Here is a 25,363-nt window from a genome sequence, read left to right as displayed (position 1 = left end):
CGGTCACCTTCCGCCCTCAGGGTTGCCGGGGTGCTTGCGCAGGTAGTCGCTGAGTTCGTCGAGTTCCGCGCGCACCTGGTCGATACGGGCGGGGGCGGGGCGCTGCGGTGGGGGCGGCGGCACGGGCGTGGGGTTCACCGGCGTCTGCGGGACGGTGGCCGCGTACGGCGACGGGGGCTGCGGGTAGCCGTAGCCCATGCCCTGGGCCGGGGGCACCGCATGGCCGACGGGGTGCGGCCGGAAGTGGCGTATGTCCGCGTACAGGTAGTAGCCGGCGCAGGCCGCGGCGTTCAGCAGCAGGATGATCATGCCCGCGTTGCCCTTGGGCGTGCTGAAGTCACCGGTGTTGTCGGTGGCGAGCAGGCCGAAGCTGACGCCGAGGACCGCCACCGAGCCGCCGAAGATCCACCAGTCGAGCGGTCTGCGGGTCACGATCGCGGCCCGCAGCGTCGCCACCCAGGACAGGAACCCGATGCTGAGGATCGCCACCGCCACGAAGATCACACGCAGCAGGACCAGCACCCCGGTCGAGGGTCGACGCCGCTGCGGCGGGGCGTAGCCGTGGCCCTGCATGCCTGCTCCTGAAGACCTGATGGGACGAACACCGATGCTGTGTCCGAGCGTATAGGCCGACAGGGACAACCGGTCACGGGTTGTACCGAACCGTTGTCCGGCTCAGTCCGGCGCGACCGTCCCGTCCGTCAGCCCGTCGTACATCCCGCGTACGAGCTGCTCCCCCAGCCGGCCCGCCTGTCTGAGGGCGCGTTCGAACTCGTCGAGGGCGCGGAAGCGGGCGCCGTAGCGGCGCTGTTCGTCCAGCGGGAGCCGGGGCAGTTGCAGGCGGCGCACGTCGAGCCGGGTGGCCGTGGAGGCGTAGCTGCTGGCCTGGCGGTTGTTGGCGGTGCCGCGCAGGAAGCCGGCGAGGAACCAGGGGTCGAGCGCGGCGGGATCGGGGCGCAGCAGCACGAGGTTGCGGCCGAGGGCGGCCCCGCCGGTCGCGTCGTCGATGACCCGCGCCACCGAGCCGCCGCCCAGCACCGGCACGACCACGTCGCCCGGTTCGGTCAGCACGGCCTCGTCGTCGCTCTCGGGCAGGCTGCCGGAGGGTGCCGTGCCGGCGAGGACGTCGTGGTCGGTGAGCACGGGCACGCGCGCGTGGCCGCCGTTTCCGCCGGTGCGCATCACCAGGGCTGCCCCGCGCGCGAGTTCGCCGACGGTGGTCAGCGGCCAGCGCGCGGACGCCGGGCCGGCGGGCGACGGTGCGAGGTCGGCGGTCAGCCGCAGCGTCTCGCCCAGGCGTTCGCGTACGGCGGTGAGGGCGCCCGCGCCGTCGGCCGCCGCCGGGGGTGGCAGGTGCCGGGCCGGGGCCAGGTCGACGTCGTCGTCGAGGAGGTCGATGACGGGGAGGGAACGGGCGAGTCCCGGGCGCTCCTCCAGGGTGCCCGTGCGGTCGTGGGCGCGCCAGGCGTCGAGGACGCTCTCGCGCACGGCACGCCAGTCGGGCCCGCCGCGCCCCTCGGTGGCGTGCCGCCCCGTGTCCACGAGCAGCAACTCCGGCTGCGCGGAGGCCCGTTCCGGCCGCCGCAGCACCCACAGGTGCAGCGGGATGTTGTACGGCGGTGCCGCGCCGACGGGCAGGGCGACGACGGCGCGCAGGGCGCCGCGGCGCAGCAGGTCGGCGCGGATGCGGCGGCCGGAGCGGCGGGACGCCGCGGCGGGCGGCATGAGGAGCACGGCGGTGCCGCCGTCCCTCAGGCGGGCCAGGGCGTGCTGCACCCAGGCCAGTTCGGACTCGTTGCGGGCCGGGAAACCGTACTCCCAGCGGGGGTCGTAGGCGAGTTCGCCGTGCCCCCAGTTGCGTTCGTTGAACGGCGGGTGGCACAGGACGGCGTCCGCGCGCAGGTCGGGGAAGGCGTCGGCGCGGAGCGTGTCGCCCGTGGCGGCGCGCACGGCGGCCGGGGTGTGCAGGGCGAGCCGCAGCGCGGTGAGCGCGGCCAGTTCGGGGGCGCTGTCCTGGGCGTACAGCTCCTGGCCGGGGCGGGGGGAGACGGCGCGCAGCAGGGCGCCGGTGCCGCAGGCCGGGTCGAGGAGGGTACGGGCGGGCCCGGTGAGGTCGGCCATCAGACCGGCCAGGTCGGCGGGGGTCGGCGTGTACTGGCGCGGATTGGCGTCGAGGTGCCGGCCGAGCAGGAACTCGAAGGTCTGCCGCGCCCCCGTCTCGGCGGCCAGCTCGGCGGCACCGCGCAGGAGGGGCACGGAGGGCAGGAGCTGGGGCGTGGTGGGGGCGTGCACGGCCGGCGGGGTGTGGGCAGCGGGTCCCGTTCCGGGCGCCGGTCCCGTCCCCGGTCCGAACCGTGACGCGAGCACCTCCCGCAGCGCCTGTGGCAGTCGCGCGGCCAGCTGGTCGTCGGAGCCCGCGCTCACCGCCAGCCACGCGGTGGGCCGGGCGTGGATGAGCAGCAGGACGCAGGCGGCGTGGGTCAGTGCCGTGGCGGGGCCCTCGGGGTGCCCGGCGAGCTGCTGCCAGACACGCTCCCGCAGCGGGACCTCGGCGAGTTTGCCCTGCTCACGCAGCCAGGCCTCCACCTCGGCGAGCGCGAAGGCCGGGCTGGTCTCGGTGCCGCCGACCGGCTTGGGGAAGTCGGCGTGCCGGCGGCGCCAGTTGCTGACGGCGGCGCGGCCGACCCCGGCGAGCCGCGCGATCCCGGCGGCGGTCACCTCTGTCGCGTTGTCCTGCACCGGCGGCTCCCCTCGTCATCCCCACCGTGTGTGAGGCGAGCATACCGACGTGCGCAAGATCCAAGGGTTCACGACCGTGTATAGCTCGGAATGCGTGAACCGTGTTGACTCGGTTCACAGCCTCTGCTCTTATTGACCCAGCGAACGAGCGGCCGTCGAAGGGCGGCGGCCGCGGTCCGAGGGGGGACACAGCCATGGGCATGAAGGGCAAGATCGCGCTGGGCGCCGTCGTGGGGGTCGTGATCATCGGTGTCGCGTCGACGAACGGCGGCAGCGGGAACGGCGACGGCGGCTCCGGCAAGGACTCCTCGGCGTCCGCCCGGCACGGCTCCGGCACGGACGGCGGCTCCGGCTCCGGCTCCGGCTCCGGCAAGAAGGCCGCGCGGAGCGGGGCCCCGGCCGTCGCGAAGAAGGCCGCGTTCGCCGGCGACGGCGACTTCCGCGTCGGCTCGGACATCAAGCCCGGCACCTACCGCACCACCGGCAACAGCGACGGCATGTGCTACTGGGAGCGGGCCAAGGACGCCAAGGGCGAGGTGGACTCCATCCTGGCCAACGACAATGTCAGCGGCACCAGTTACGTCACCGTCAAGGCCACCGACAAGCTCTTCAAGTCCAGCGGCTGCAAGGACTGGGAGGCCGTCGACCTCGGGGCCAAGGGCACGCCCGCGTCCCGGATGGCCGGCGACGGCGGGATGTTCAGAGTCGGCTCGGACATCAAGCCCGGCACCTACCGGTCGACCGGCAACGCGGACGACTCCTGCTACTGGGAGCGGGCCAAGGACGCCGGGCACTCGCTCGGTTCGATCATCGCGAACAACAACGTGACCGGCACGGCCGTCGTCACGATCAGCTCCTCGGACGGCTACTTCAAGACCACCGGCTGCCACGACTGGCAGAAGACCGGCTGACCCCCCTCACACCACTTCGATCTCCACCAAGGAATCCCCATGCGTCGCACCGCACTTGCCGCCGTCTGCCTCGCCGCCGCGGCCACCACCGCTCTCGTCGGCTGCCAGTCCGGCCAGGACAAGGCCGACGGCAAGGCGTCCGCCACGGCCGCGTCGAGCAAGCCGAAGGATCCGTTCGCCGGCCTGAGCGCCGACGAGATCGGCGACCGGGCCATGAAGGCCACCACCGGCGCCTCCTCGCTCCGGATGAAGGGCACCGTCCAGGACGACGAGAGCGACGGCACCATCCGGATCGACATGGCCCTGAACAAGAAGAACGAGTGCGCCGGCACGCTCGGCATGGGCGCTCAGGGCAGGACCGACCTGATCAAGACCGGCGACACCGTCTACATGAAGTACGACGAGGCGTTCCTGCGCGAGCAGAGCAAGGGCGAGTCCAAGGCGGACGTCGACGCGGCCGTCTCCATGCTGGCCGGGAAGTGGACCAAGATGTCCGCCAAGGGCTCGGACGCCAAGGACATCGCGAGCTTCTGCGACCTGAGCGCGGTGCTCGGCGGCGCCGAGGACGTCGGTTCGGACGGCTCCTCGGGCGGCACGGACGACCCCGCGGCGACCCGGGCCGGCACGGCGCGGGTCGACGGTGCGACGGCGGCCGTGCTGAAGGTGAAGGACGGCAAGGAGCGCTACACGATGTACGTCGCCACCGAGGGCAAGCCGTATCTGCTGCGCCTGGACAGCACCGCGAAGGACCCGGGCTCCCTCACCTTCAGCGACTTCGAGAAGCCGGTTGCGGCACAGAAGCCCGCCGGGAAGATCCTGGATCTGGACGCGCTGGGCGGCTGAACCGCCCGCGCCCCTCAAAGGGCGTGCCGCATCCACACGTTGGGCTCGACGTACACGGCGTAATCCCGCTCCGGCTCGCACCGCACCGGCACCAGCGCCCCGGGCACCTCGACGTCCCCCCGGGCGTCGAAGGGCAGCCCGGTCCAGCCGCGCCACTCGGCCAGCGAGCCGGAGACGGTCATGGAGGCGGGGGCCACGCACTCGATGCGGGCCCCCGCCCGGGCGTGCACGCGCAGCCAGGGGTCGTGCGGCAGCCCGTCCGCCCGCACCCGGTGCGCGTACTCCTCGATCGGCGTGCGCGGTTCGAGGTGCTTGGCGCTCGGGCGGACCGGGGCGACGACCTCGTCGAAGCCGAGGCTGCGGGCGTTGTCGCGCAGCGCGGAGAGCATCCGCGCGGACAGTCCGCGCCCCTGGACGTGCGGGGCCACGACGATCGCGACGGCGCTGACGGTGTCGGGCCGGGCCGACCCGCGCAGGTCCTCGAAGGCCCACACGAGCACCTGGTCCCAGCCGCGGTCCGGCAGTGCGCCGCGGCCTTCGGCGCCGAGGACGAAGGGCACGCTGCAGGCGTGGGCGAGGACCTGGTCCCGCTCGTCCACCGCGAACAGGACGTACTCGGGCAGTTCGGCGGCGATCCGTCCGTGGAGGGCGTCGCCGACGGGGTCGTGCTTCACGAACTCGGGCCAGCTGTTGTCCATGTGCACGACCGGCCCGAACATCTCGGGACGCTCGGCGAGGCTCGACACCTTCAGCTCCATGCGGTCACCGTAGGCGGCAGCCGCACGGCGGGAAACCGGGTTTTCGCGCCGCCCCGGCGGGGCGGCGCGGGCCGTGTCAGTTCGCGCGAAAGCGGCTCGGCGCCTTCGTCGGATTGCCGCCGGAGGGCAGCTTCTGCCCCGGGCACGTCCTGAGGACCTTCTCCATCGCCGCCTTCTCCGCGGCCGTCACCCACAGCCCGTACTTCTTCTTGACGGCGACCTGACCCGCGACGTACGTGCACCGGAAGGCCTTGTTGGGGGGCAGCCAGGTCGCGGTGTCGCCGTCGCCCTTGGAGCGGTTGGTGCCCGCGTCGACGGCGAGGAGGTTCAGCGGGTCGTTGGCCAGGGCTATGCGCTTGCTGGCGTCCCAGTACTTCGCACCCTTCTGCCAGGCGTCGGAGAGGGCGACCACGTGGTCGATGTCGACCAAGCTGCGGCCGCGCCTGTAGGTCACCTGCTTGCCCGAGTACGGGTCCGACTTCAGGACGCCGTAGGACACCTTGCAGGAGCCGCCGGTGAACTTCACGTCGTCCAGGTCCCGTTTGAGGATGTCGTCCCGGGTGTCGCACCGGTTGGAGTCGGTGTCCGCCCAGGCGGTGCCGAACCTGTCACGGCTGTAGCCGGTCTTCGGGGCGCGGCCCTTCACCGTCAGCGACTCGGCGGCCGTCAGGGCGGCGCCGCCGCCCCCGGTCTGCTCCGGCCCGCCGGAGCCCGTCTTCGTCTCCACCTTGCAGCCGGCCACGGCGAACACCAGCACGACGGCTGCCACGGCCCCGACCCTCGGACGCCTCACGGTGTGTCCCTCCCCTTTGTCCACCCAAGTCCCCCTGCAGGGGGCGTCTTCCCGCCCACGCTGCGCGCACACCGTAGCGGCAGGGCGCACCGAGGCGTTCACGAGGTCCAGACCAATTCGGACTGAAGTGGTCGATCCACGCAATTCAGACGTAACGTCGTGAGTGAGCGACTCCGGAAGGAGCTCTGGATGGGCATCTTCGACAGGTTCAAGAGCAACCGCCAGATGCAGGACAAGGCCGGACAGGCCTCCGACATGGTGGAGAAGAAGGTCAACGAGAGGACCGGCAACGCGTACGAGAGCCAGGTCGACGACGCGCAGCAGAAGATCGAGGGCCGGATGGGCATGGACCGGGACAGGCCCGAGCAGCCGTAGCACCCGGGGACTCGAAAGCTCTGCCCGGAACCTGAGGACCACGGCCGTCCGCGGAGCCCCGGCTCACGCGGACGGCTTCTCGGGGTCCTGCCGCGCCTCCGGGGTCTACGACCCCAGGATCGACGTCAGGAACTCCCCGACCCAGCCCAGCAGTTCCCGTCCGACCAGCGGCTTTCCGCCGACCTTCGCGGTCTTCGGGCGCGGTACGAGCACCTGGTGGACCGCCTGCTTGACGACGACGCCCGGGTAGAGCCGCTTGACCCGCAGCTCCTGGGACTCCCTCAACTCCACCGGTGCGAAGCGGATGTTGCTGCCCTGCAGGACGACCTCGCCGACGCCGCAGGCGCGGGCGAGCATGCGCAGCCCGGCGACCAGCAGCAGGTTCTCCACCGGCTCGGGCAACTTGCCGTAGCGGTCGACGAGTTCCTCGCGCACCGACCTGATGTCCTCCTCCGTGTCGGCGGAGGCGATGGCGCGGTAGGCCTGCAGGCGCAGGCGCTCGCCGGGGGCGTAGTCGTGCGGGACGTGCGCGTCGACCGGGAGCTCGATCTTGACCTCCAGCGGCGGCTCCTCCTCGACGCCGCCCTCCAGCGCGGCGCGGTAGTCGGCGACGGCCTCACCGACCATCCGGACGTACAGGTCGAAGCCGACGCCCGCGATGTGCCCGGACTGCTCCCCGCCGAGGAGATTGCCGGCGCCGCGGATCTCCAGGTCCTTCATGGCCACGTACATGCCCGCGCCCATCTCGGTGTGCTGGGCGATGGTGGCCAGCCGCTCGTGGGCCGTCTCCGTCAGCGGCTTCTCCGGCGGGTAGAGGAAGTAGGCGTAGCCGCGCTCGCGGCCGCGGCCGACGCGCCCGCGCAGCTGGTGCAGCTGGGACAGGCCGAAGTTGTCGCCGCGCTCCACGATCAGGGTGTTGGCGTTGGAGATGTCGATGCCGGACTCGACGATCGTGGTCGAGACGAGGACGTCGTACTTCTTCTCCCAGAAGTCGACGACGACCTGCTCCAGCGTCGACTCCGACATCTGGCCGTGCGCCGTCGCGATACGGGCCTCGGGGACGATCTCGCGCAGGCGGGAGGCCGCGCGGTCGATGGACTCGACCCGGTTGTGGATGTAGAAGACCTGGCCCTCGCGCAGGAGTTCACGGCGGACGGCCGCGCCGATCTGCCGCTCCTCGTAGGGGCCGACGAAGGTGAGGACCGGGTGGCGCTCCTCGGGCGGGGTGGTGATGGTCGACATCTCGCGGATGCCGGTGACCGCCATCTCCAGGGTGCGCGGGATCGGGGTCGCGGACATCGTCAGCACGTCGACGTTCGCGCGCAGCTTCTTCAGCTGCTCCTTGTGCTCGACGCCGAAGCGCTGCTCCTCGTCGACGATGACCAGGCCCAGGTCCTTGAACTTGGTCTCCGAGGAGAACAGGCGGTGGGTGCCGATGACGACGTCCACCGAGCCGTCGCGCAGCCCCTCCAGCACGGCCTTCGCCTCGGCGTCGGTCTGGAACCGGCTCAGCGCCCGTACGTTGACCGGGAACTGGGAGTAGCGCTCGCCGAACGTCCCGAAGTGCTGCTGCACCAGCAGGGTCGTCGGGACGAGGACCGCGACCTGCTTGCCGTCCTGGACGGCCTTGAAGGCGGCGCGGACCGCGATCTCCGTCTTGCCGTAGCCGACGTCGCCGCAGATCAGGCGGTCCATCGGGACCGTCTTCTCCATGTCGTCCTTGACCTCGGCGATGGTGGTGAGCTGGTCGGGCGTCTCCGCGTACGGGAAGGCGTCCTCCAGCTCGCGCTGCCACGGGGTGTCCGTGCCGAACGCGTGCCCGGGGGCCGCCATGCGCGCGCTGTAGAGCTTGATCAGGTCGGCCGCGATCTCCTTGACGGCCTTCTTGGCGCGCGCCTTGGTCTTGGTCCAGTCGGCGCCGCCCAGGCGGTGCAGGGTCGGTGCCTCCCCGCCGACGTACTTGGTGATCTGCTCCAGCTGGTCGGTGGGGATGTAGAGGCGGTCGCCGGGCTGGCCGCGCTTGGCGGGTGCGTACTCGACGACCAGATACTCGCGGGTGGCGCCCTGGACCGTGCGCTGCACCATCTCGATGTAGCGGCCCACGCCGTGCTGCTCGTGGACGATGTAGTCGCCCGCCTCCAGGGTGAGCGGGTCGATGGTCTTGCGGCGGCGGGCCGGCATCCGGGCGCCGTCCTTGCCGGCCGCCTTCTGGCCGGACAGGTCGGTCTCGGTCAGCACCGCGAGCTTCAGGGCCGGGTCCACGAAGCCGTAGTCGATGGAGCCGCACGCCACGTGCACGACGGACGGGGCGATCTGCCCGAGCTCGGCGTCCAGGCGGGCCGCGATGCCCTCGCCGCCCAGCACCTCGACGGTGCGGGACGCGGGGCCGTGGCCCTCGGTGACGAAGACCGTGCGCCAGCCGTCGGCGAGCCAGCCCTTGGTGTCGGCGAGCGCCTTGGCGGTGTCGCCGCGGTAGGTCTCGGGGGCGTGCATGCCGAGCTTGAGGGTGTCCGCGTCCAGCTCCTCGTCCGCCGCGAACGGCGACACCGACCACCACATCATGTCCAGCTCGCGCGCCCGGTCCCGGACGTCCGCGATGGACCACAGGGAGGCGGCGCCGACGTCGATGGGCGCCTCGCCTCCCGCCCGTCGCCCACCACCGCCCTCGCCGGAGCGGACTTCGTCCGCGCTGGACATCGCGGTGGCGGCCCAGGACGCCTGCAGGAACTCCTGGCTGGTGGCCACGAGGTCGGCGGCGCGCGTGCGGACCCGCTCCGGGTCGCAGACGAGGGTCATGGCGCCCTTGGGCAGCACGTCGAGCAGCAGCTCCATGTCGTCCACCAGGACGGGCGCCAGCGACTCCATGCCGTCCACCGCGATGCCCTCGGCGATTCTGCCCAGCAGCTCGCCGAGCTCGGGGTGCTGTTCGGCGAGGGCACGCGCGCGGGCGCGCACGTCGTCCGTCAGCAGCAGCTCGCGGCAGGGCGGCGCCCACAGGCCGTGCTCGGCGACCTCCAGGGAGCGCTGGTCGGCGACCTTGAAGTACCGGATCTCCTCGACGTCGTCGCCCCAGAACTCGACCCGCAGGGGGTGTTCCTCGGTGGGCGGGAAGACGTCGAGGATGCCGCCTCGTACGGCGAACTCGCCGCGCTTCTCGACGAGCTCCACGCGTGCGTACGCGGCGGCGGCGAGGGCTTCCACGACCTCGTTCAGGTCGGCCGTGCTGCCGGTCCTCAGGGCGACCGGCTCCAGGTCGCCGAGGCCCTTGACCTGCGGCTGGAGCACGGAGCGCACGGGCGCGACGACGACGGAGACCGGGCCGGTCTCAGGGTCGGCAGGGCTCGGGTGGGCGAGGCGGCGCAGGACGGCGAGCCGGCGGCCCACGGTGTCGCTGCGCGGGCTGAGGCGCTCGTGCGGGAGCGTCTCCCAGGAGGGGTACTCCACGACGCCGTCGGGCGGCAGCAGGGACCTGAGGGCGGCCGCCAGGTCCTCGGCCTCACGGCCGGTCGCCGTCACCGCCAGCACCGTGCGGCCGGTCTCGCGGGCCAGCGCGGCCACCGCGAAGGGGCGGGCCGCCGGGGGGCCGACCAGGTCGACGTGCATGCGGCCCGCGCCTGCTGCGGCCTTGACGGCTTCGGCGAGGGCGGTGTCCTTGACGACGGCGTCGAGCAGACCGTGCAGGCTCATTCGGGGCGGCTTTCGTCCGGGGGTGGGCAACGCGCAACGCCCGACGCGCGCCGCGGGCCGGGGGTCTCTCCAGCGTACGTCGCGCTCCGCGGGGTCGCGGCCGCGCTGTGGACAACGCCGGATCACCGGTTGGCCGGCGCCGCGGCGACCGTCCCGGGAGCTGCCGCCCCCGGACCCCCGCTTCGGCCTGGACGGCCCCGTCCTCGAACGCCGGACGGGCCGGGTGACGCGGACCGGCGTCCCCGGCGCGGAGAACGGCAGAACCCGGCGCCGGGGAGTCCCCCAAGACTCCCCGGCGCCGGGCTGTCCCCCGCAACCCCCGTGTGCGGTGGCTGTGTACCCCCCGTACCCCTCTGTTCGGTTATTCGGTGGCGATGGCGTTCAGGACGTTCATGCGGCCCGCGCGGAACGCCGGGATCAGGGCCGCGATCAGGCCGACGAGGGCCGAGCCGAGGAAGACGGCGATCAGGGTCGGCCAGGGGATCTCCAGGACCTTCAGGCCCTCCAGGGCGAGCAGCTTCTGGGCCGTGGCTCCCCAGCCCATGCCCAGGCCGAGGCCGAGCAGGGCGCCGAAGAGGGCGATGACCACCGACTCCATACGGATCATGCGGCGCAGCTGGCGGCGGGAGAGACCGATCGCGCGCATCAGGCCGATCTCACGGGTCCGCTCGACCACCGAGAGGGCCAGGGTGTTCACCACGCCCAGGATCGCGACGATGATCGCCAGTGCCAGCAGGCCGTAGATCATGTTCAGCAGCTGGCCGATCTGGTCCTTCAGCGCCTGCTTGTAGTCGGTCTGGTCGCGCACCTTGTACTGCGGGTAGTCGTGCAGCGCGGACTTCAGCGACTTGTACGCGGCACCCTGCTGCCCGTCCTTGGCGGTGGCGAAGACCAGCTGGTCCAGCGGCATCTTGTCGGCCGGCACGTACCTGGCCAGCGTGGCGATGGACGTGTACTTCGAGCCCGCGTCGATCAGGCCGTCGCTGCTGGTGATGGCCCGGACGGTCAGCTCGGCCGTCCGCCCGTCCTTGAACGCGATCCTGATCTTCGAGCCGAGGTGGACGTCGTGCGCCTTGGCGAACTTCTCGTGGACCGACATCGAGTCGGGCAGGTAGGCGTCCGCGAGCCTGCCCGCGACCGTCTTGGTCCGCAGGTCCGTCGCGTACGTCGGGTCCGCCGCCGTGATGTCGGTGTTCTTGAGCGTCTTGCCGTCGGGGGTCGTGTAGTCGGCCTCGGCGATGCGGTACTCGGTGACCCGCTTCATGCCCGGCGTGGACTTCACGGCCCTGACCGCCTGCGGCGTGATCAGCTGTCCGCTGTCGGACTGGACGATGAAGTCCGTGCCGACGGTCTTGTCGAGCTGGTCGGTGGCGGAGGCGACCATGGAGGAGCCGACCACGGAGAGGCAGGCGACCAGCGCGAGCCCGATCATCAGGGCGGCGCCGGTGGCGCCCGTACGGCGCGGGTTGCGCAGCGCGTTGCGCTCGGCCATCCGCCCGACCGGGCCGAAGATCCGCAGGATCACGGCGCCCAGGACGCGCACCACGCCGCCCGCGAGCAGCGGTCCGATGACGACGAATCCGATCAGGGTGAGGACCACGCCGAGGCCCAGCCACAGCGAGCCGTCCTTCGCCTTGTCCACGCCCGCGGCCAGGTAGAGGCTGTAGCCGCCGGCGCCGGTGAGGACCAGGCCCACCAGGGCGCGGATCCGCCCGGAGCGGGCGTCGGCGGGGGCTCCGGCGTCGCGCAGCGCGGCCATCGGGGAGACCTTGCCGGCCCGGCGGGCGGGCAGGTAGGCGGCGAGGACGGTGACGACGACGCCGAGCAGCAGGCCCACCACCGGGGTGGTCCAGGCGACCGTCAGGTCGCTGGTGGACAGGTGCATCCCCATCCGGCCCATGAGCTTCATCAGGCCGACGGCCAGACCGACGCCCGCGCCGACCCCCAGCACCGAGCCGAACAGGCCGAGCAGCAGCGCCTCGACCAGCACGGAGCGGTTGACCTGCTTGCGGGACGAACCGATGGCCCGCATCAGGCCGATCTCACGGGTGCGCTGGGCGACCAGCATCGAGAAGGTGTTGATGATCAGGAAGATGCCGACGAGGAAGGCGATCCCGGCGAAGCCGAGCATCGCGTACTTCATGACGTTCATGAAGCCCTCGACGTCCTTCTGGTTGGCGTCGGCGGTCTCCTTGGCGGTCTGCACCTTGTAGCCGGTGCCGAGCGCCGAGCGCACGTTGTCCTTCAGCTGCGGGTCGCTCACGCCGGAGGCGGCCGTGACGTTGACGTTGGTGTAGACACCGGTGCGGCCGACGAGCGTCTGCTGCGCGGTCCTGGTGTCCAGGTAGAAGATCGCCGCACCGGGGTTGGTGACCTGGAAGTCGGCGATGCCGGAGATCCTCGCGTGGTGCGTGCCGACCGCGCTGATCACGCCGAGCTCGTCACCGAGCCGCAGGTGGTGCTTGGCGGCGGTGTCGGCGTCGACCATCACCTGGTCCGGGCGCTTGGGCGCCGTGCCGGAGGAGATCTTCATGGTGCGGGCGTCGTTGCCGTTCCAGCTGCCGACGATGGTCGGGGCGCCGCTGGAGGGCGACAGGTTGTCCTTCTCGGCGTCGACGACCGTGACGGAGGTCGAGAAGACGGTCCCCTCCGCCGACTTCACGCCCTGCGCCGCGCGCACCTTGCCGAGCACGGAGGCGGGCATGACCGGCGGCCGGCCGTTGCCGGAGGTCGTCTCACCGCTGTCGGAGGCGCCCTTGGCGCTGACCGTCACGTCGGAGGAGGTCGCCTGGAACAGTTTGTCGAAGGTGGTGTTCATGGTGTCGGTGAACACCAGCGTCCCGCAGACGAAGGCCACCGACAGCAGCACGGCGATCGCCGAGAGGGCCATGCGTCCCTTGTGCGCGAAGAAGTTGCGCAGGGAGGTCTTCAGGACGGTCATGACGTACGCCCCCGGGCGTCGAAGTCCTTCATGCGGTCGAGGACGGCGTCCGCGGTCGGCCTCAGCATCTCGTCGACGATCCGGCCGTCGGCGAGGTACAGCACCCGGTCCGCGTACGAGGCGGCGACGGGGTCGTGCGTGACCATCACGATGGTCTGCCCGAGCTCGTCGACGGAGCGGCGCAGGAAGCCCAGCACCTCGGCGCCCGCACGGGAGTCCAGGTTGCCGGTGGGCTCGTCGCCGAAGATGATCTCGGGCCGGGCGGCCAGCGCACGGGCCACGGCGACGCGCTGCTGCTGGCCGCCGGAGAGCTGGGTGGGCCGGTGCCTCAGCCGGTCGGAGAGCCCGACCGTGTCGACGACCCGCGTCAGCCACTGCCTGTCGGGCTTGCGCCCGGCGATGTCCATGGGCAGCGTGATGTTCTCGATCGCGTTCAGCGTCGGGAGCAGGTTGAACGCCTGGAAGATGAACCCGATCCGGTCCCGGCGCAGCTTCGTGAGCTTCTTGTCCTTGAGCCCGGTGATCTCGGTCTCGTCCAGGTAGATCTCGCCGGAGGTCACGGTGTCGAGGCCGGCGAGGCAGTGCATCAGCGTGGACTTGCCGGACCCCGAGGGGCCCATGATCGCGGTGAACTGGCCGCGGGCGATGTCCACGTCGACATGGTCGAGGGCGACGACGCGGGTCTCCCCGGACCCGTACGCCTTGACGACCTGCCGCGCCCGCGCGGCTACGGCCGTACGCCCTCCAGTGCCCCCGTGCCTGGGAATGGTCACGGCCGAAGTCATGGTAAGTCTCCTATGTCGGGCAGCAGATGGAACTGCCGGTCTGCGAATGAGCTGTGCGGTGCTACGTCGATGAGTCTGTCGCCGAAGAGGGGTGCCGCGCGCTGGTGCCCAGCACCCTCTTCCACGGGGGAAAACCCCACCCCCGCCGGTTCGGTCAACCGCCCCCCAGCGGCATAAAGCCAGGTTAAGGACGCCCTGCACCCGTCTCGTCCTCCGGCGGGACGAACCCTCCCCGAGCCGTAGTACGGAGGAACCCCTAAGGGAGCTCCACCGACGGGTGGAGCCGATCTAGGGGTTCGGTCCACCCACCGGCCCGCCCACCTTCCGCCTTCACGCCGCGTGAGGGTCAAGTGAACGTGTCGGAACCCGCCAAAGATCTGAGTTAATCGCGGTAACACCCGAGGTCAGCGATGTAAGCGCGTACCGACCAATCAGTTTGGTGAAAACTCCCCACGGCCCTGAACCGGCGAGTAGCGTGCGGGGACCACCCGCCCCCCACCTCCCTGCGGTCCTCCGCCAAGGACCCGAGCCACGCAAGGAGCACCGGGATGTCCTACGAACCGTCCCCGCGCCATCCGTACCACCCACCCCACGACCCGTCCCCCGTGTACGACACCACCTATCCCTGGCAGCCGCCCGTCAGAGCGCCCGAGCCGCCCCCGCGGCGGCGTACACCCGAGCCCGCCCTCGGGCACCACAGCGACCTGCGGATCCTGCGCGGCGCCTACCGCTGGCAGCGCCGCACCACCACCCTCACCGCGCTCGGCTACTTCACGCTGTTCCTGATCCTGTCGGCGTTCGCGCCGTCGTTCATGACGAGCGAGCTCGCCGACGGCCTGCCGACCGGGCTGGTCCTCGCGCTGGCGCAGATCCCGGTCACCTGGCTGGCGATCGGGCTCTACGAGCACACCGCCCGCCGCTACGTCGACCCGATCGCGGCCCGTATCCGCAAGCAGTCCGAGGTGGACGCCAAGCGGGAGGCGGCCCGGTGACCGGATTCAGCGGCAACGCCCAGGCCATGTCCCTGGTCGCCTTCTCCGCGATCGCCACGATCACGCTGCTGCTGTGCGTGATGACGGGCCCGGACGGCGACGACCTCGACGAGTTCTACACCGGCTACGGCTCCCTGTCCCCCATGCGCAACGGCCTCGCCATCGCCGGCGACTACATCTCCGCGGCGAGCGTGCTGGGCACCGGCGGGGTGATCGCCCTGTGCGGCTACGACGGCATCGCGCTGGCCCTGAGCACCGCCCTGTCCCTGATGCTGCTGATGTTCCTGCTGGCCGAACCCCTGCGCAACGCGGGCCGGTTCACCATGGGCGACGTACTGGCGCGGCGCATGCCGGGCCGCGGCGTGCGCATCACCGCGTGCCTGGTCACCATCGCCGCGCTGCTGCCACTGATGCTGGTCCAGCTGGCGGGCACCGGGCAGCTGCTGGCCTTCATCCTGGGCTTCTCCGGCGACTCGCTGAAGACCGGCTGCATCATCGGCCTCGGCGCCCTGATGATCAGCTACGCGGCCATCGGCGGTATGAAGGGCACCGCTCTCATCCAGATCCTGAAGATCGTGATGCTCCTCGGCTCGGGCGCCGTCGTCGCCGTCCTGATGCTGCAGCGGTTCGACTGGGACCCGGGCGCCCTGTTCAGCACGGCCGCCGCGCAGAGCGGGATCGGATCCCGCTTCCTGCACTCCGGCGTGGAGTTCGCCGGCAGCCCCGCCCCCCGCCTGGACATGATCGTCTCGGAGCTCACGGTGGTCATCGGCGGTGCCTGCCTGCCGCACGTCACCATGCGCATGTACACCGCGCGCAGCGCCCGCCAGGTGCGGCGCTCGATGTCCTGGGCGGTGTCGTCGGTGGTGCTGTTCGTCCTCATCATGACGGTGATCGGCTTCGGCGCGACCGCGCTGATCGGGCGGGCGGTGATCGCGCAGGCGGACCCGCAGGGCAACACGGCCTATCTGCTGGGCTCCCGCGCGGCCTTCGGCGCGCAGGTCTCCACCGCGGAGACGTTCCTGTTCACCACGGTGACGACGGCGATCTTCCTGACCCTGCTCGCCTCCGTCGCCGGAATGATCCTCGCCTGCGCCAACTCCCTCGCCCACGACGTCTTCGCCGCGCGCGTGCGGGAGATGTCGGAGCGCCAGGAGATGACGCTGGCCCGGATCTCGGCCCTGGCGGTGGGCATCCCCACGATCCTGCTCGCCACGCTGGTCCAGCACCACAGCCTGCAGCCCCTGGTGACGCTCTCCTTCTGCCTCGGCGCCTCCGCCATCGCCCCGGCCCTGGTCTACGGCCTCTTCTGGCGCCGTTACACCCGTACGGGCCTGCTGTGGACGCTGATCGGCGGTACGGTCGCGGTCCTGCTCGTGATGCCGGGCACCAACCTGGTCTCCGGCTCACCCACCGCGGCCTTCCCCGGGGCCGACTTCAACTGGTTCCCCTTCACCACGACCGGCCTGCTGACGATCCCGCTGGGCTTCGCCTTCGGCTGGCTCGGCACGGTGGTCTCCGGCCGCAGGGCGTCGGAGGAGCAACGCCGGCAGTACGAAGCGGTCGAGGGGTGGATCCTGGCGGGCGCGGTGCGCAGGACCGGCTGAGCCCCGGGAGGGACGGCCGGGGCCGCCTCGCCCCGCCCGTCCCTCCCCGACCTCCCGGGCCGTCAGTCGCTCGATGCCGAACCCGTCAGCGTCGTCAGGCTGTTGCGGACGACGTCCATCTCCGCCTGCACGTCGCCGGACCGTTCCCCGTGCTCGCGCAGCACCTGCTCCGTCTCCCGGGCGATCTGCTCCTCGCGCTGCCGCGCCCCCGCGAGGATCTCGGCGGCGCGCTCGCGCGCCTCCTCCTGGCAGCGGCGGTCGTTCTCCTGCGCCTCGGCGAACAGCCGCTCCGCCTCGGCCAGTTCCGCCTCCGCGCGGGCCGTCCGCTCGGCGCCCCGGGCATCGCGCCCGGCCATGCGGTCGGACTCCAGCTGCTCCACCTCGGCCCACCGCTCGGCACACTCCTTGGCCTGCTCGGTGAGCATCGCGGAGGTGCGCCGGCGCACCTCCCGCAGCGCGGACAGCGCCTCGCCGCGGCCCTCCTTCACCGCGCGCCGGGCGCCGACGCGGATCTCGTCGGCCTCGGCCTGCGCCGCCAGGAGCCGGTGACGGGCCCGGTCCTCGGCCTCGGCGCGCACCGCGTCGGCGTCCGCCTGCGCGGCGTCCCGCACGCCGTTCGCATGCTCCTCCGCCGCCTCCCGGTGCCGCCGGGCCTCCTGCCGCGCCCGCTCCCGCACGGCCTCGGCCTCGTCCAGCACGTGCTGGAACAGGCGCCGCGCGCCCTCCCCGAGGGTCTCGTAGGACTGCGGGGCCAGCTGCGCGACCGACTCCTGCAGCAGCTCGGCCTCCACCTCCATGTCCCGGGCGAGCACGGTGAGCCGGGCCGCGCGCTCCCAGGCGGCGTCGCGGTCCCGGGAGAGCGCGTCGGCGCAGGCCTCGACCTGTTCGGGACAGTAACCACGCCCTCGTACGACTCCGAAGCCGTGGGGCGAGACCGGTGTGCTGCTCATCCTGGAACCCCTCTCCGCCGACCTTTCCGCCGAACGGGCGCGAAATGATGATTTCGCGCACATCTTGATATATCGGACAGAAGTGTTCATAACGCGACACTCCGAGCACCACGTGCGGTCGCACCCGGTCACGGACACGCGCACGGGTCAGACGAGTCGCACAGGCACGAGGCCGCACGAGGCCGCACGCGAAAGGGCCGGGCCGGTCAGAAGACCGGCCCGGCCCCTCGGGGTCGGATCAGACGGCGTCAGCGGCGGCGGATCACAGCAGCCCGTCCCACATCTGCTCCAGCAGCACCGACCACCAGCTCTCCGGCGAGCCGAGCGCCGCCGGGTCGAGGGAGGCCAGCTGGGCCTGGAAGTCGACGGTCCAGCGGCCCGCCTGCTCCGGGTTCAGCCCGAACCGCAGCCGCCACATCCGGCCCAGCAGCGCCAGGCACCGCTGGAACTCCGGCAGCCCCGTGTTCACGAACTGCGGCGGCACCGGCGCCCCGCCGGGTCCCGCCTCCACCGGCACGGCCACGATGTTCGCGGTGCCGTACTGCACACAGATCGCCCGGCCGAAGTCACTGCCCATGACCAGGTACGAACCCGCGTCCGCCGACGGCTGCACACCGCGCTCCTGGGCCAGTTCGGCGAGCGTCGGCACCGGCCGCCCCGGCTGGGCCTGCGCCCAGAAGAACGGGCTCATGTCCATCGGCAGCCCGGCCACCACCAGCGAGTGCGCCACCACCGGCGGCACACCCTGGCGGGAGACCGCCGCCTGCTCGAACCGGAAGATCCCCGGCCCGAAGGCGCCCGCCAGCTCCTGGGCGACGCCCTCCGGCGGCAGCGGCGGCGCCGCCTGCACCGGCGGCAACGGCGCACGCACCGGCGCCGGGCGCGCGGGACCGTCCGCGACCTGGTGCAACTCGCCCTGGTGCGCGATCAGTTGCTGCATCCCCTGCTGCCGGCTCGCGTGGTCGGTGCCGTACGGAGCGATGGACGCGATCCGCGCCTGGGGCCACTGTTCCCGGATCATCCGCGCGCAGTAGGCACCCGGCAGCTCGCACGACTCGAGCTCCGTGTGCAGCTCCAGCACCTGGTCCGGCGGCACGTTCATGCCGCGCAGCTCGTGGAAGATCTGCCACTCCGGGTGCGGCGTGCCCGGCGCCGAGCGCCGGATCAGCTGCTGCTCGGAACCGTCCTGCGCGCGGTAGCGCAGCACGGCCTGATAGCCGGGCCCGACCGTCGGCTGCCCCTGCGGCGGCGGGTAGCCGTACGACGGCTGCTGCCCGGACGGCGCCATCGCGCCCGGCGGCACGGGCGGCCGGGCTCCCGGCGGCATGCCGGGGGCCTGCGGCGGCGGAGGCGTGCCGGGAGGGGGCACCGCGGGTGCGCCGGGCCCGCCCACGGGCGGCGCGGCCAGCACGGTCTCCGCATGGTGAACGGCCCCGCCGGCCGCCGCGCCCTGCGCACCGGGCGCGGGAGGCGTCCCGGGGGCGCCGGGAGCGCCGGGGGGCTGAGGAGCGCCAGGAGCGTGCGGCGCACCCGGGGCACCCGGGGCACCCGGAGGCTGCGGCGGGCCGCCGGCCGGACCCCGGCCCGGATCGGCGAACATCGTCGCGGCGTGGTGGACGCCGCCCGGGGGCGTACCGCCAGGAGCGGGGGGAGCGCCGGGCGGGTTCGGGGCGCCCGGCGGGTTCGGGGCGCCCGGCGGAGTGGGCGGCGTGCCGCCCGGAGCCTGCGGGGCTCCCGGACCGGACGCGCCCTCCGGCCCCTCGGGACCGAGCGACGACACCAGCTGCGTCGGCACGTACCCGCCGCCCGCACCGGGCGCCGGCGGCGGCGGAGGCGTGTTCGCCGGCCGCGCACCCGGCGCCCCGGGGGCACCCGGCGGAGGCGGCGTGGTCGAGGCGCGGCGCGGCGGAGGCCCGGCCTTGCTCGTCGCGGCGTCGGCGATGTCCCCCGCGTTCGGCGGCATCGGACGTCCCGGAGCGCCCGGCGGCTGCGGCGCACCCGGCACCCCTCCCGGCCCCTGCGGATACCCGTACGCCGCCGGCGGCGGAGGCGGAGGCGTACCCGGTGCGGGAGCACCCTGCGGATGCCCGTACGCCGGGGGTGGCGGAGGCGGCGTGGCACCGGGCGCGGGAGCACCCGGCGGCGGCGTCCCCGGAACGGGGGCACCCGGCGGGGCCGGCGCCGCGGGTGCGTCCAGCGACGGCGACACCGTCGTGCGCGGCAGCCGGCTGCCGCCCGACATCAGCGCCGTCTTGGCGTCCGGCGGCGTGTCCGGGTCGTCGTCACCCTCCCGCAGCTGCGGTGCAAACACAGTCGCGGGCAGCGGCACGGAACGGTCCTCGCCGGAGTCCGCGTTGGTGTCGGTCCCGGCCCAGGGAGTCCCCCCGGCGGGCCCGCCCGGCGCCCCGGCACCGCCCGCCCCCGCCTCCGGCCATCCGGCGCCACCGCCCTGCGCGGCGGGCGCCGCCGGCCGGGCGGGCGGCCCGGCCTGCGTCCGGGCCAGCTCTCCGTCCCCCGGGGCCGCCGGGGAAGCCGCGGCGGCAGGCGGAGCCGCGGAAGCCCCCGCACCGGACGAGGCCGCGCCCTGGCCGCCGCGCCGGTCCGGAATCCCCAGCTTGTCCGCCGCCTCCTGCAGCCACTCCGGCGGACTCAGCAGGAAGGACGTCTGGTTCAGATCCACCCGGGCCGGAGCGGGCGGGGCAGGCTGCGCGTCCTCGTCCGGGCGGCCGTACTCCTCCTCGTAGCGGCGCACGACCTCGCCCACCGGCAGCGCGGGCCACAGCGTCGCCTCACCGCTGTCGCGGGCGATCACCAGCCGCTGACCGCCCCCGTCCGACCGCGGCCCGTCCGCCCGGTCCTCGGCCCACACCACGAACCCGAGCTCGAACTCCCTTACCCGCACCACACGGTGCTGGTACGACGGCAGGTCCGCGTTGATCCACTCCTCGGCACGCTCCTGCGCCTGCGCGAAGGTCACCATCAAACGCTCACTCCCCCACCGAAGACTCGGAAGACACCGCAACAGAACGCGCGAACCCGCCGTCGACCATCAGGTTCGCCACCGTCTCCAGCTCCGGCGGATCACCCGCGAGCCGCGACAGGAACCGGTCGAAGTCCTCGCCGCACGGCAGCAGCAGCCGCTCCACACGGTCCGCCGGCGCCCACGAGGGATCGGCGTCCCGTGCGTCGTCGTAGGCACAGAACCACACCGAGCCGACCCGCTCGCCCTTCACCTTCACGGCGAGCAGCCCGCCCTGAACGAAACCGACGCCCAGATAGTCCTTGGTCAGATGGTCGCGCAGGCACTTGTTGACGTAGACGAGGTCGTTGACGGCCGCCTCCTCCCGCACCGTGAAGAACGGCTGGTCGATCAGGAGCCCCAGCTCCGCGTCGAGCGCCGCACCCACCGGGGCGCAACCGCCCGCCGCCTTCAGGAACGAGCGGTAGGCACCCGGCAGCCGGTAGCCGAGGTCCTCCTCGACCTGCTGCACCTGGGCCTCCGTCACCGCCACCCCGGACTTCGGCAGCCCGAAGTGCGCCGGCCGCGTCTCCTGCAACGGCCGCGTGCCCCGCTTGTTCTGGTCGACGTGCGACGTCGCTATCCCGCCGTGGTGCCGCAGCAGCGCCTTCACCTCGACCGGCACCAGCTCCAGCCGCCGCGAACCCACCACGTGATGCCACGTCCAGCCGTGCGGGGTCGCCACCGCGGGCACCGTGTCCCACAACGCGTGACCGGTCGCCGCCAGAGCCGCGTTCGCCGACACGTAGTCCGTCAGCCGCAGTTCGTCCACCCCGAACCCCTCCGGCGGCTCCGCGATCTCCGCGGCGGCACGCGCGTAGGCCGAGAAGGAGGGATAGCCGCGCTCGTCGACGCGTACCCCTCTCGGGTGACGTGCGGCCCGTACCGGATCCGGGAAATGCACGACCTGCCCGGCATAGGCCGCGTTCGGCGGCGCGGCCTCCTGCCCGAGCCGACCTGTCGTCATGGCGGTTGCCCCCTGCGGCACTCTGGTACGGCGCCCAGCGGCCGGCTCCACACCGTCCACTGCGCCCCGTATCGACTGTCTCGTCCGTCTCGACTTGGCGTCTCGACCGTCACCGCGCCCGTCACCACGCGCCACCGCGTGTGTCACCACGCACCGACCGCACGGACCGCGGTGCCGACAGCCTATGCGGTACGACCGCGCCGGTCACCGGGCACCGGTCAGCCGCCCTCCGCTTCCGTGACCAGCCGTCACCCCGCCGTGACAGCCTGCCCAAACCCTGGCGTGTCGCACCGCCCCAGCTTCCGCACCAGCCACGCAATTTGGCACTCTGTGACGTCCGGGGGAAGCTCGGGAGGGGATGACGATCATGAACGTGACGCAGACGGGACCGGACACCGCACCGCACACCGGTACCTCCGGCGACCCCCGCGGTACCTCCGGCGACCCCCGCATCGGCTGGAGCGCCACCGAGAACCCGCCCACCCCGGCCCTGCGCCACAGACGCGACGGCATACTCCCCACCGTCGCCGCCGCCCTCTCCGTGCGCGGCGCCACCCTCACCGGCACGGCCGCCCGCGGCGACCAGCCGCCCCCACTGCATCCCCTGGTCCAGGACTTCCTGGACACCCTCACCAGCGCCCAGCGCGACCGCTTCACCGGCCGCTGCGCCGAGACGATCCTCATCTCCCGCCACATAGCCTCCGCCGACGCAGCCCGCAGCAAGCGCGCCGCCCGCAGGCCCATGACCAACGGCGAGGCCCGCAAAGCGCTCAAACAGGCCAAACTCACCACCCGCCGGATCCGCGAGGACGGCGACCCCCTGCACGGCGGCTTCGCCGCCCCCTGCCGCGCCTGCAGCGCACTCAGCGCCCACTTCGGCGTCCGCGTCGTCGATCCCACGGCACCGGAGGACTGACCTCCCGACACGGGCCACCAGGACGCCCGCCCCCACCCGGGCCGGGCACGGCCTCAGCACCCACACGATCGAAGGCACATGCACCCCGACCGCACCTCGACCACGCGCTTCCCCGTACCCGTCGACGCCGCCCTGCGCGCCGCCGGCTGGCAGCCCGGGCGCTGGGACATAAAGCAGGCCGAGATCTGGGCGGACACCCTGCGCGACCACACCTCACCAGGAGGCCACCGGCACGCCGTCTTCCCCGCAGCCGTCGAGGCGTGGGCCGAGTTCGGCGGACTGCACATCGCACCCACCGGACCCGGCCGCCAGGTCGCCCCCACCACCCTGCACATCGACCCCCTGCACGGGCTCCACATGGCCCGCACCCTCGCCGACCTCGGCCGCGCCCTCGACACCGAGGTCAGCCCCCTCGGCACCGAGACCGACCACCAGTCCCTCGTCGCCGTCGACACCGAAGGCCGCGTCTACGCCCTCGATCACACGGGCGACTGGTACCTCGGCCCCGGCATCGACCAGGCCCTCGGCGGCCTCGTCTCGGGCGTCGAACCCGTACGGCTCACCGCCGGCTGACACACCCCGCCGGCCGCACCCCGGACAGGCACGGGAAACCGCGAGACAAACAACCCCGAGACGAGCGACCGGCGAGACAAGCCACCACGCAGCCACAGCCGCAGCCGCACCCACGACCCAGCACGGCGAACGGCACCCCGCACAACCGGCGCAGCCTCACGCGCCGGCCGGAATCACCGCCGACACCCGGAAACCCCCCGCGTCCGTGGGACCCGACACGAAGACGCCCCCCAGCGCGGTGACCCGCTCCTTCATCCCCACCAGGCCGTTGCCCCCCGACGGCAGCCGCGCCGAGGACGCCGACGCCACCTCCGGCGGCGGCTCGTTCTCCACCTGCATCGCGATCTCCGACGCCCGGTGCGCCAGCCGCACATGCGTCTTCGCCCCCGCCGCATGCTTGTGGACGTTCGTCAGCGCCTCCTGCACCACCCGGAACGCCGTCTGCTCGATCTCCGCCCCGTACACCCGCGTGTCCCCCTCGACCGACAGATGCACGACCATCCCCGCGGCCGCCGACTGCCCGATCAGCTCCTCCAGCTCGGACAGGCTCGGCCCGTCCCCCTCGTCGGCGGCCCGCTCCGCCGCCACCGCCGCGGCCACCCCCACCGCCACCAGCGGCACCGCCTGCTCGCTCCGGCGCACCGTGCCACCACTGCGCAGCACCCCGAGCATCTCCCGCAGCTCCGTCAGCGCCTGCCGCCCCATGTCCCCGACCAGAGCGGCGTTCTTCACGGCCTTCTCCGGATCCTTGCGGGCGACCGCCTGCAGCGCCGCCGCATGCACCACCATCAGACTCACCCGGTGCGCCACCACGTCGTGCATCTCACGCGCGATCCGCGTCCGCTCCTCGCTGCGCGCCCACTCGGCCCGCTCCTCCGCGCGCTCGGCCAGCAGCTGCAACTCCCGCTCAAGACTGTCCGCCCGCTCCCGCAGGCTCTCCATCAGCCGGCGCCGCGCGCCCACGTACAGGCCGAGCAGCAGCGGCGGCGCGGTCATGCCGATGGCGGTGGTGATGGCCGCGAACGGCACGAACCAGTCACCGAGGTCCCAGGTCCCCCGCGCCATGTCCTGCCGCACCCGCACGAACATCACGATCAGCATGCCGACCAGCGACATCCCCGCCAGCGAGGCGATGATCCGGCGCGGCAGCTCGGAGGCGGCCAGCGTGTACAGGCCGACGATGCCCATCAGATAGCCCATCTGGGCCGGGGTGATGGCGATCGAGACGAGCACGACGGCGATCGGCCACTGCCGCCGCACGAGCAGCGCCGAGCCGGCGAGCACCCCGAAGACGACGCCCGCGGCCACGGGGACGCCCGCGTCCCGCGCGAACCGGACACCTTCGAAGGCACACTCCACGGCGGACGCCACGGCAAGCCCGACGTCCAGTGCCGCGCTGCGCCACCTGGCCCACCACCACGGCCCCTTCCGGCCCGCGGCGTGCTCTTCCCCCGTCGTGGTCATGCCTCCAGCCTAAGGGCGTCCGCATCCCGTTTTCCGGCGAGTTTCCGCGACGGGTCTACACCACACTGAGTGACCGGGCGGGCACGAAACCACCCACTTTCCCTCGAACTGCTGAATCGCTCACCGTTCGACCCCGGAAGACCACATTCCAGCTGGACGGTATGCCCATGGCACATGCACCGACCAGATACGCCGACTTCGAGGGGCTGCGGGAACAAGCGGTCACGCTCCGCCGGGCCGGGCTCAGCCGCCGCCAGATCCGAGACCGCCTCCACGTCGACAACAACGACATCCTCAACCGCCTCCTGGAGGGCGAGCCCCCTCCGGAATGGACCCGGCGCCCGAACGCGAAGGACGACCTCAGGGACCGCGCACGGGAGTTGCGGCTCCAGGGCCGCACGTACGACCAGATCCAGGTCGAACTGGGCTGCTCGAAGAGTTCGATCTCCCTCTGGGTACGGGATCTGCCGAGGCCGGAGCGTCGCGCCCCGTCGGAGCAGGCGAAGCTGGCGGCGCGGAAGAGGTGGGAGCACGAGCTGGCGATCCGGGACGAGAAGCGGCGGCGGACCAAGGAAGCCGCGGAGGAGCAGATCGGCGAGCTGTCCGACCGCGATCTCTTCATGGCGGGCGTCGCCCTGTACTGGGCCGAGGGCAGCAAGGACAAACCGTACGACCGCCGCGAGAACGTCATCTTCGTCAACAGCGACCCCGGCGTGATCCAGCTCTACCTGGCGTGGCTCGGCCTGCTCGGTGTGGATCGCGGGCGCCTGGCGTACCGCGTGATGATCCACCTGACCGCGGACGTGGAGGGAGCGAAACGGTACTGGGCCGACTTGGTGGGGGTCGATGTCTCCGCGTTCCAGAAGACGACGATCAAGAGGCACAACCCCAGGACGGTGCGCAAGAACGTCGGCGACGACTACCGCGGCTGCCTGGTGATCCGCGTCGCGCAGGGAACCGAGCTGTACCGCCGGATCGAAGGCTGGTGGAAAGGCATGGTGACTCAGGCTCCTGCGCGTCTCAGGTAAGGTCTGACGCAGCCA

19 protein-coding genes are annotated in these 25,363 nt (G+C 72.6%); 8 read left to right on the top strand and 11 right to left on the bottom strand.

Going from position 1 to position 25,363, the window contains the following annotated elements:
- Nucleotides 1-3 precede the first annotated feature (3 nt).
- Both ACIRPX_RS08280 and ACIRPX_RS08275 read right to left on the bottom strand, forming a co-directional pair.
- Nucleotides 4-573: a hypothetical protein gene (locus ACIRPX_RS08280; RefSeq protein WP_404190016.1), complete on the bottom strand. Its 570-nt coding sequence runs from the start codon at nucleotides 571-573 to the stop codon at nucleotides 4-6.
- A 102-nt stretch (nucleotides 574-675) separates the two neighbouring features.
- Complete coding sequence (locus tag ACIRPX_RS08275) at nucleotides 676-2,739, bottom strand: N-6 DNA methylase (RefSeq protein ID WP_404190013.1); 2,064 nt, start codon at nucleotides 2,737-2,739, stop codon at nucleotides 676-678.
- 194 nt (nucleotides 2,740-2,933) lie between these two features.
- Here ACIRPX_RS08275 and ACIRPX_RS08270 point away from each other — a divergent pair, with 194 nt between their 5' ends.
- The gene (locus ACIRPX_RS08270; RefSeq protein ID WP_404190010.1) at nucleotides 2,934-3,650 is read left to right on the top strand and encodes a hypothetical protein; all 717 of its coding nucleotides are present in this window, start codon (nucleotides 2,934-2,936) and stop codon (nucleotides 3,648-3,650) included.
- A gap of 39 nt (nucleotides 3,651-3,689) precedes the next feature.
- Complete coding sequence (locus ACIRPX_RS08265) at nucleotides 3,690-4,493, top strand: hypothetical protein (RefSeq protein ID WP_404190007.1); 804 nt, start codon at nucleotides 3,690-3,692, stop codon at nucleotides 4,491-4,493.
- Between the two features lie 14 nt (nucleotides 4,494-4,507).
- On the opposite strand, the gene ACIRPX_RS08260 is transcribed toward ACIRPX_RS08265, so the two are convergent.
- Both ACIRPX_RS08260 and ACIRPX_RS08255 read right to left on the bottom strand, forming a co-directional pair.
- Nucleotides 4,508-5,251: an N-acetyltransferase gene (locus ACIRPX_RS08260; RefSeq protein WP_404190004.1), complete on the bottom strand. Its 744-nt coding sequence runs from the start codon at nucleotides 5,249-5,251 to the stop codon at nucleotides 4,508-4,510.
- Nucleotides 5,252-5,327: 76 nt separating this feature from the next.
- Nucleotides 5,328-6,044: an HNH endonuclease family protein gene (locus ACIRPX_RS08255; protein WP_404190001.1), complete on the bottom strand. Its 717-nt coding sequence runs from the start codon at nucleotides 6,042-6,044 to the stop codon at nucleotides 5,328-5,330.
- A 189-nt stretch (nucleotides 6,045-6,233) separates the two neighbouring features.
- On the opposite strand from ACIRPX_RS08255, the gene ACIRPX_RS08250 reads away from it, so the two are divergent.
- Nucleotides 6,234-6,419 (top strand): antitoxin, encoded by a 186-nt coding sequence (locus tag ACIRPX_RS08250; protein ID WP_404189998.1) that lies wholly within the window; start codon nucleotides 6,234-6,236, stop codon nucleotides 6,417-6,419.
- Between the two features lie 105 nt (nucleotides 6,420-6,524).
- Here ACIRPX_RS08250 and mfd read toward each other — a convergent pair whose 3' ends face one another.
- The 3 genes from mfd to ACIRPX_RS08235 form a co-directional block, all read right to left on the bottom strand.
- Complete coding sequence (gene mfd / locus ACIRPX_RS08245; protein WP_404189996.1) at nucleotides 6,525-10,106, bottom strand: transcription-repair coupling factor; 3,582 nt, start codon at nucleotides 10,104-10,106, stop codon at nucleotides 6,525-6,527.
- 361 nt (nucleotides 10,107-10,467) lie between these two features.
- Entirely contained in the window at nucleotides 10,468-13,047 is a 2,580-nt protein-coding gene (locus tag ACIRPX_RS08240) for an ABC transporter permease (protein ID WP_404189993.1), read from the bottom strand.
- Entirely contained in the window at nucleotides 13,044-13,832 is a 789-nt protein-coding gene (locus tag ACIRPX_RS08235) for an ABC transporter ATP-binding protein (RefSeq protein ID WP_404189990.1), read from the bottom strand. The genes ACIRPX_RS08240 and ACIRPX_RS08235 overlap by 4 nt, the downstream gene beginning before the upstream one ends.
- 548 nt (nucleotides 13,833-14,380) lie before the next feature.
- On the opposite strand from ACIRPX_RS08235, the gene ACIRPX_RS08230 reads away from it, so the two are divergent.
- Together ACIRPX_RS08230 and ACIRPX_RS08225 are read left to right on the top strand one after the other, a co-directional pair.
- Nucleotides 14,381-14,824 carry a DUF485 domain-containing protein gene (locus ACIRPX_RS08230; RefSeq protein WP_404189987.1) on the top strand — a complete coding sequence of 148 codons (444 nt, stop codon included), beginning with the start codon at nucleotides 14,381-14,383 and terminating at the stop codon, nucleotides 14,822-14,824.
- Complete coding sequence (locus ACIRPX_RS08225; protein ID WP_404189984.1) at nucleotides 14,821-16,431, top strand: cation acetate symporter; 1,611 nt, start codon at nucleotides 14,821-14,823, stop codon at nucleotides 16,429-16,431. Before ACIRPX_RS08230 ends, ACIRPX_RS08225 begins: the two co-directional genes overlap by 4 nt.
- A gap of 62 nt (nucleotides 16,432-16,493) precedes the next feature.
- On the opposite strand, the gene ACIRPX_RS08220 is transcribed toward ACIRPX_RS08225, so the two are convergent.
- The 3 genes from ACIRPX_RS08220 to ACIRPX_RS08210 all read right to left on the bottom strand — a co-directional run bounded on the left by ACIRPX_RS08220 (nucleotide 16,494) and on the right by ACIRPX_RS08210 (nucleotide 21,367).
- Entirely contained in the window at nucleotides 16,494-17,381 is an 888-nt protein-coding gene (locus ACIRPX_RS08220; protein WP_404189982.1) for a cellulose-binding protein, read from the bottom strand.
- 262 nt (nucleotides 17,382-17,643) lie between these two features.
- Nucleotides 17,644-20,361, bottom strand: coding sequence for an SUKH-4 family immunity protein (locus ACIRPX_RS08215; protein ID WP_404189979.1), 2,718 nt, complete (start codon nucleotides 20,359-20,361; stop codon nucleotides 17,644-17,646).
- Nucleotides 20,362-20,368: 7 nt separating this feature from the next.
- Nucleotides 20,369-21,367: an SMI1/KNR4 family protein gene (locus tag ACIRPX_RS08210; RefSeq protein ID WP_404189978.1), complete on the bottom strand. Its 999-nt coding sequence runs from the start codon at nucleotides 21,365-21,367 to the stop codon at nucleotides 20,369-20,371.
- Nucleotides 21,368-21,725: 358 nt separating this feature from the next.
- Between ACIRPX_RS08210 and ACIRPX_RS08205 the strand changes: the two genes are divergently transcribed.
- Complete coding sequence (locus tag ACIRPX_RS08205) at nucleotides 21,726-22,283, top strand: YwqJ-related putative deaminase (RefSeq protein WP_404189976.1); 558 nt, start codon at nucleotides 21,726-21,728, stop codon at nucleotides 22,281-22,283.
- Between the two features lie 78 nt (nucleotides 22,284-22,361).
- Nucleotides 22,362-22,856: an SUKH-3 domain-containing protein gene (locus tag ACIRPX_RS08200; protein WP_404189973.1), complete on the top strand. Its 495-nt coding sequence runs from the start codon at nucleotides 22,362-22,364 to the stop codon at nucleotides 22,854-22,856.
- A gap of 156 nt (nucleotides 22,857-23,012) precedes the next feature.
- Here ACIRPX_RS08200 and ACIRPX_RS08195 read toward each other — a convergent pair whose 3' ends face one another.
- Nucleotides 23,013-24,320 (bottom strand): sensor histidine kinase, encoded by a 1,308-nt coding sequence (locus tag ACIRPX_RS08195; protein WP_404189971.1) that lies wholly within the window; start codon nucleotides 24,318-24,320, stop codon nucleotides 23,013-23,015.
- A gap of 167 nt (nucleotides 24,321-24,487) precedes the next feature.
- On the opposite strand from ACIRPX_RS08195, the gene ACIRPX_RS08190 reads away from it, so the two are divergent.
- Nucleotides 24,488-25,348 (top strand): hypothetical protein, encoded by an 861-nt coding sequence (locus tag ACIRPX_RS08190; RefSeq protein WP_404189969.1) that lies wholly within the window; start codon nucleotides 24,488-24,490, stop codon nucleotides 25,346-25,348.
- Nucleotides 25,349-25,363 lie beyond the last annotated feature (15 nt).

The sequence above is a fragment of the Streptomyces sp. NPDC101225 genome (assembly GCF_044767585.1).
Lineage (GTDB): Bacteria > Actinomycetota > Actinomycetes > Streptomycetales > Streptomycetaceae > Streptomyces.
The sequence above is the reverse complement of the archived record's forward strand: the minus strand, read 5'-3'. Positions and strand labels throughout refer to the sequence as shown.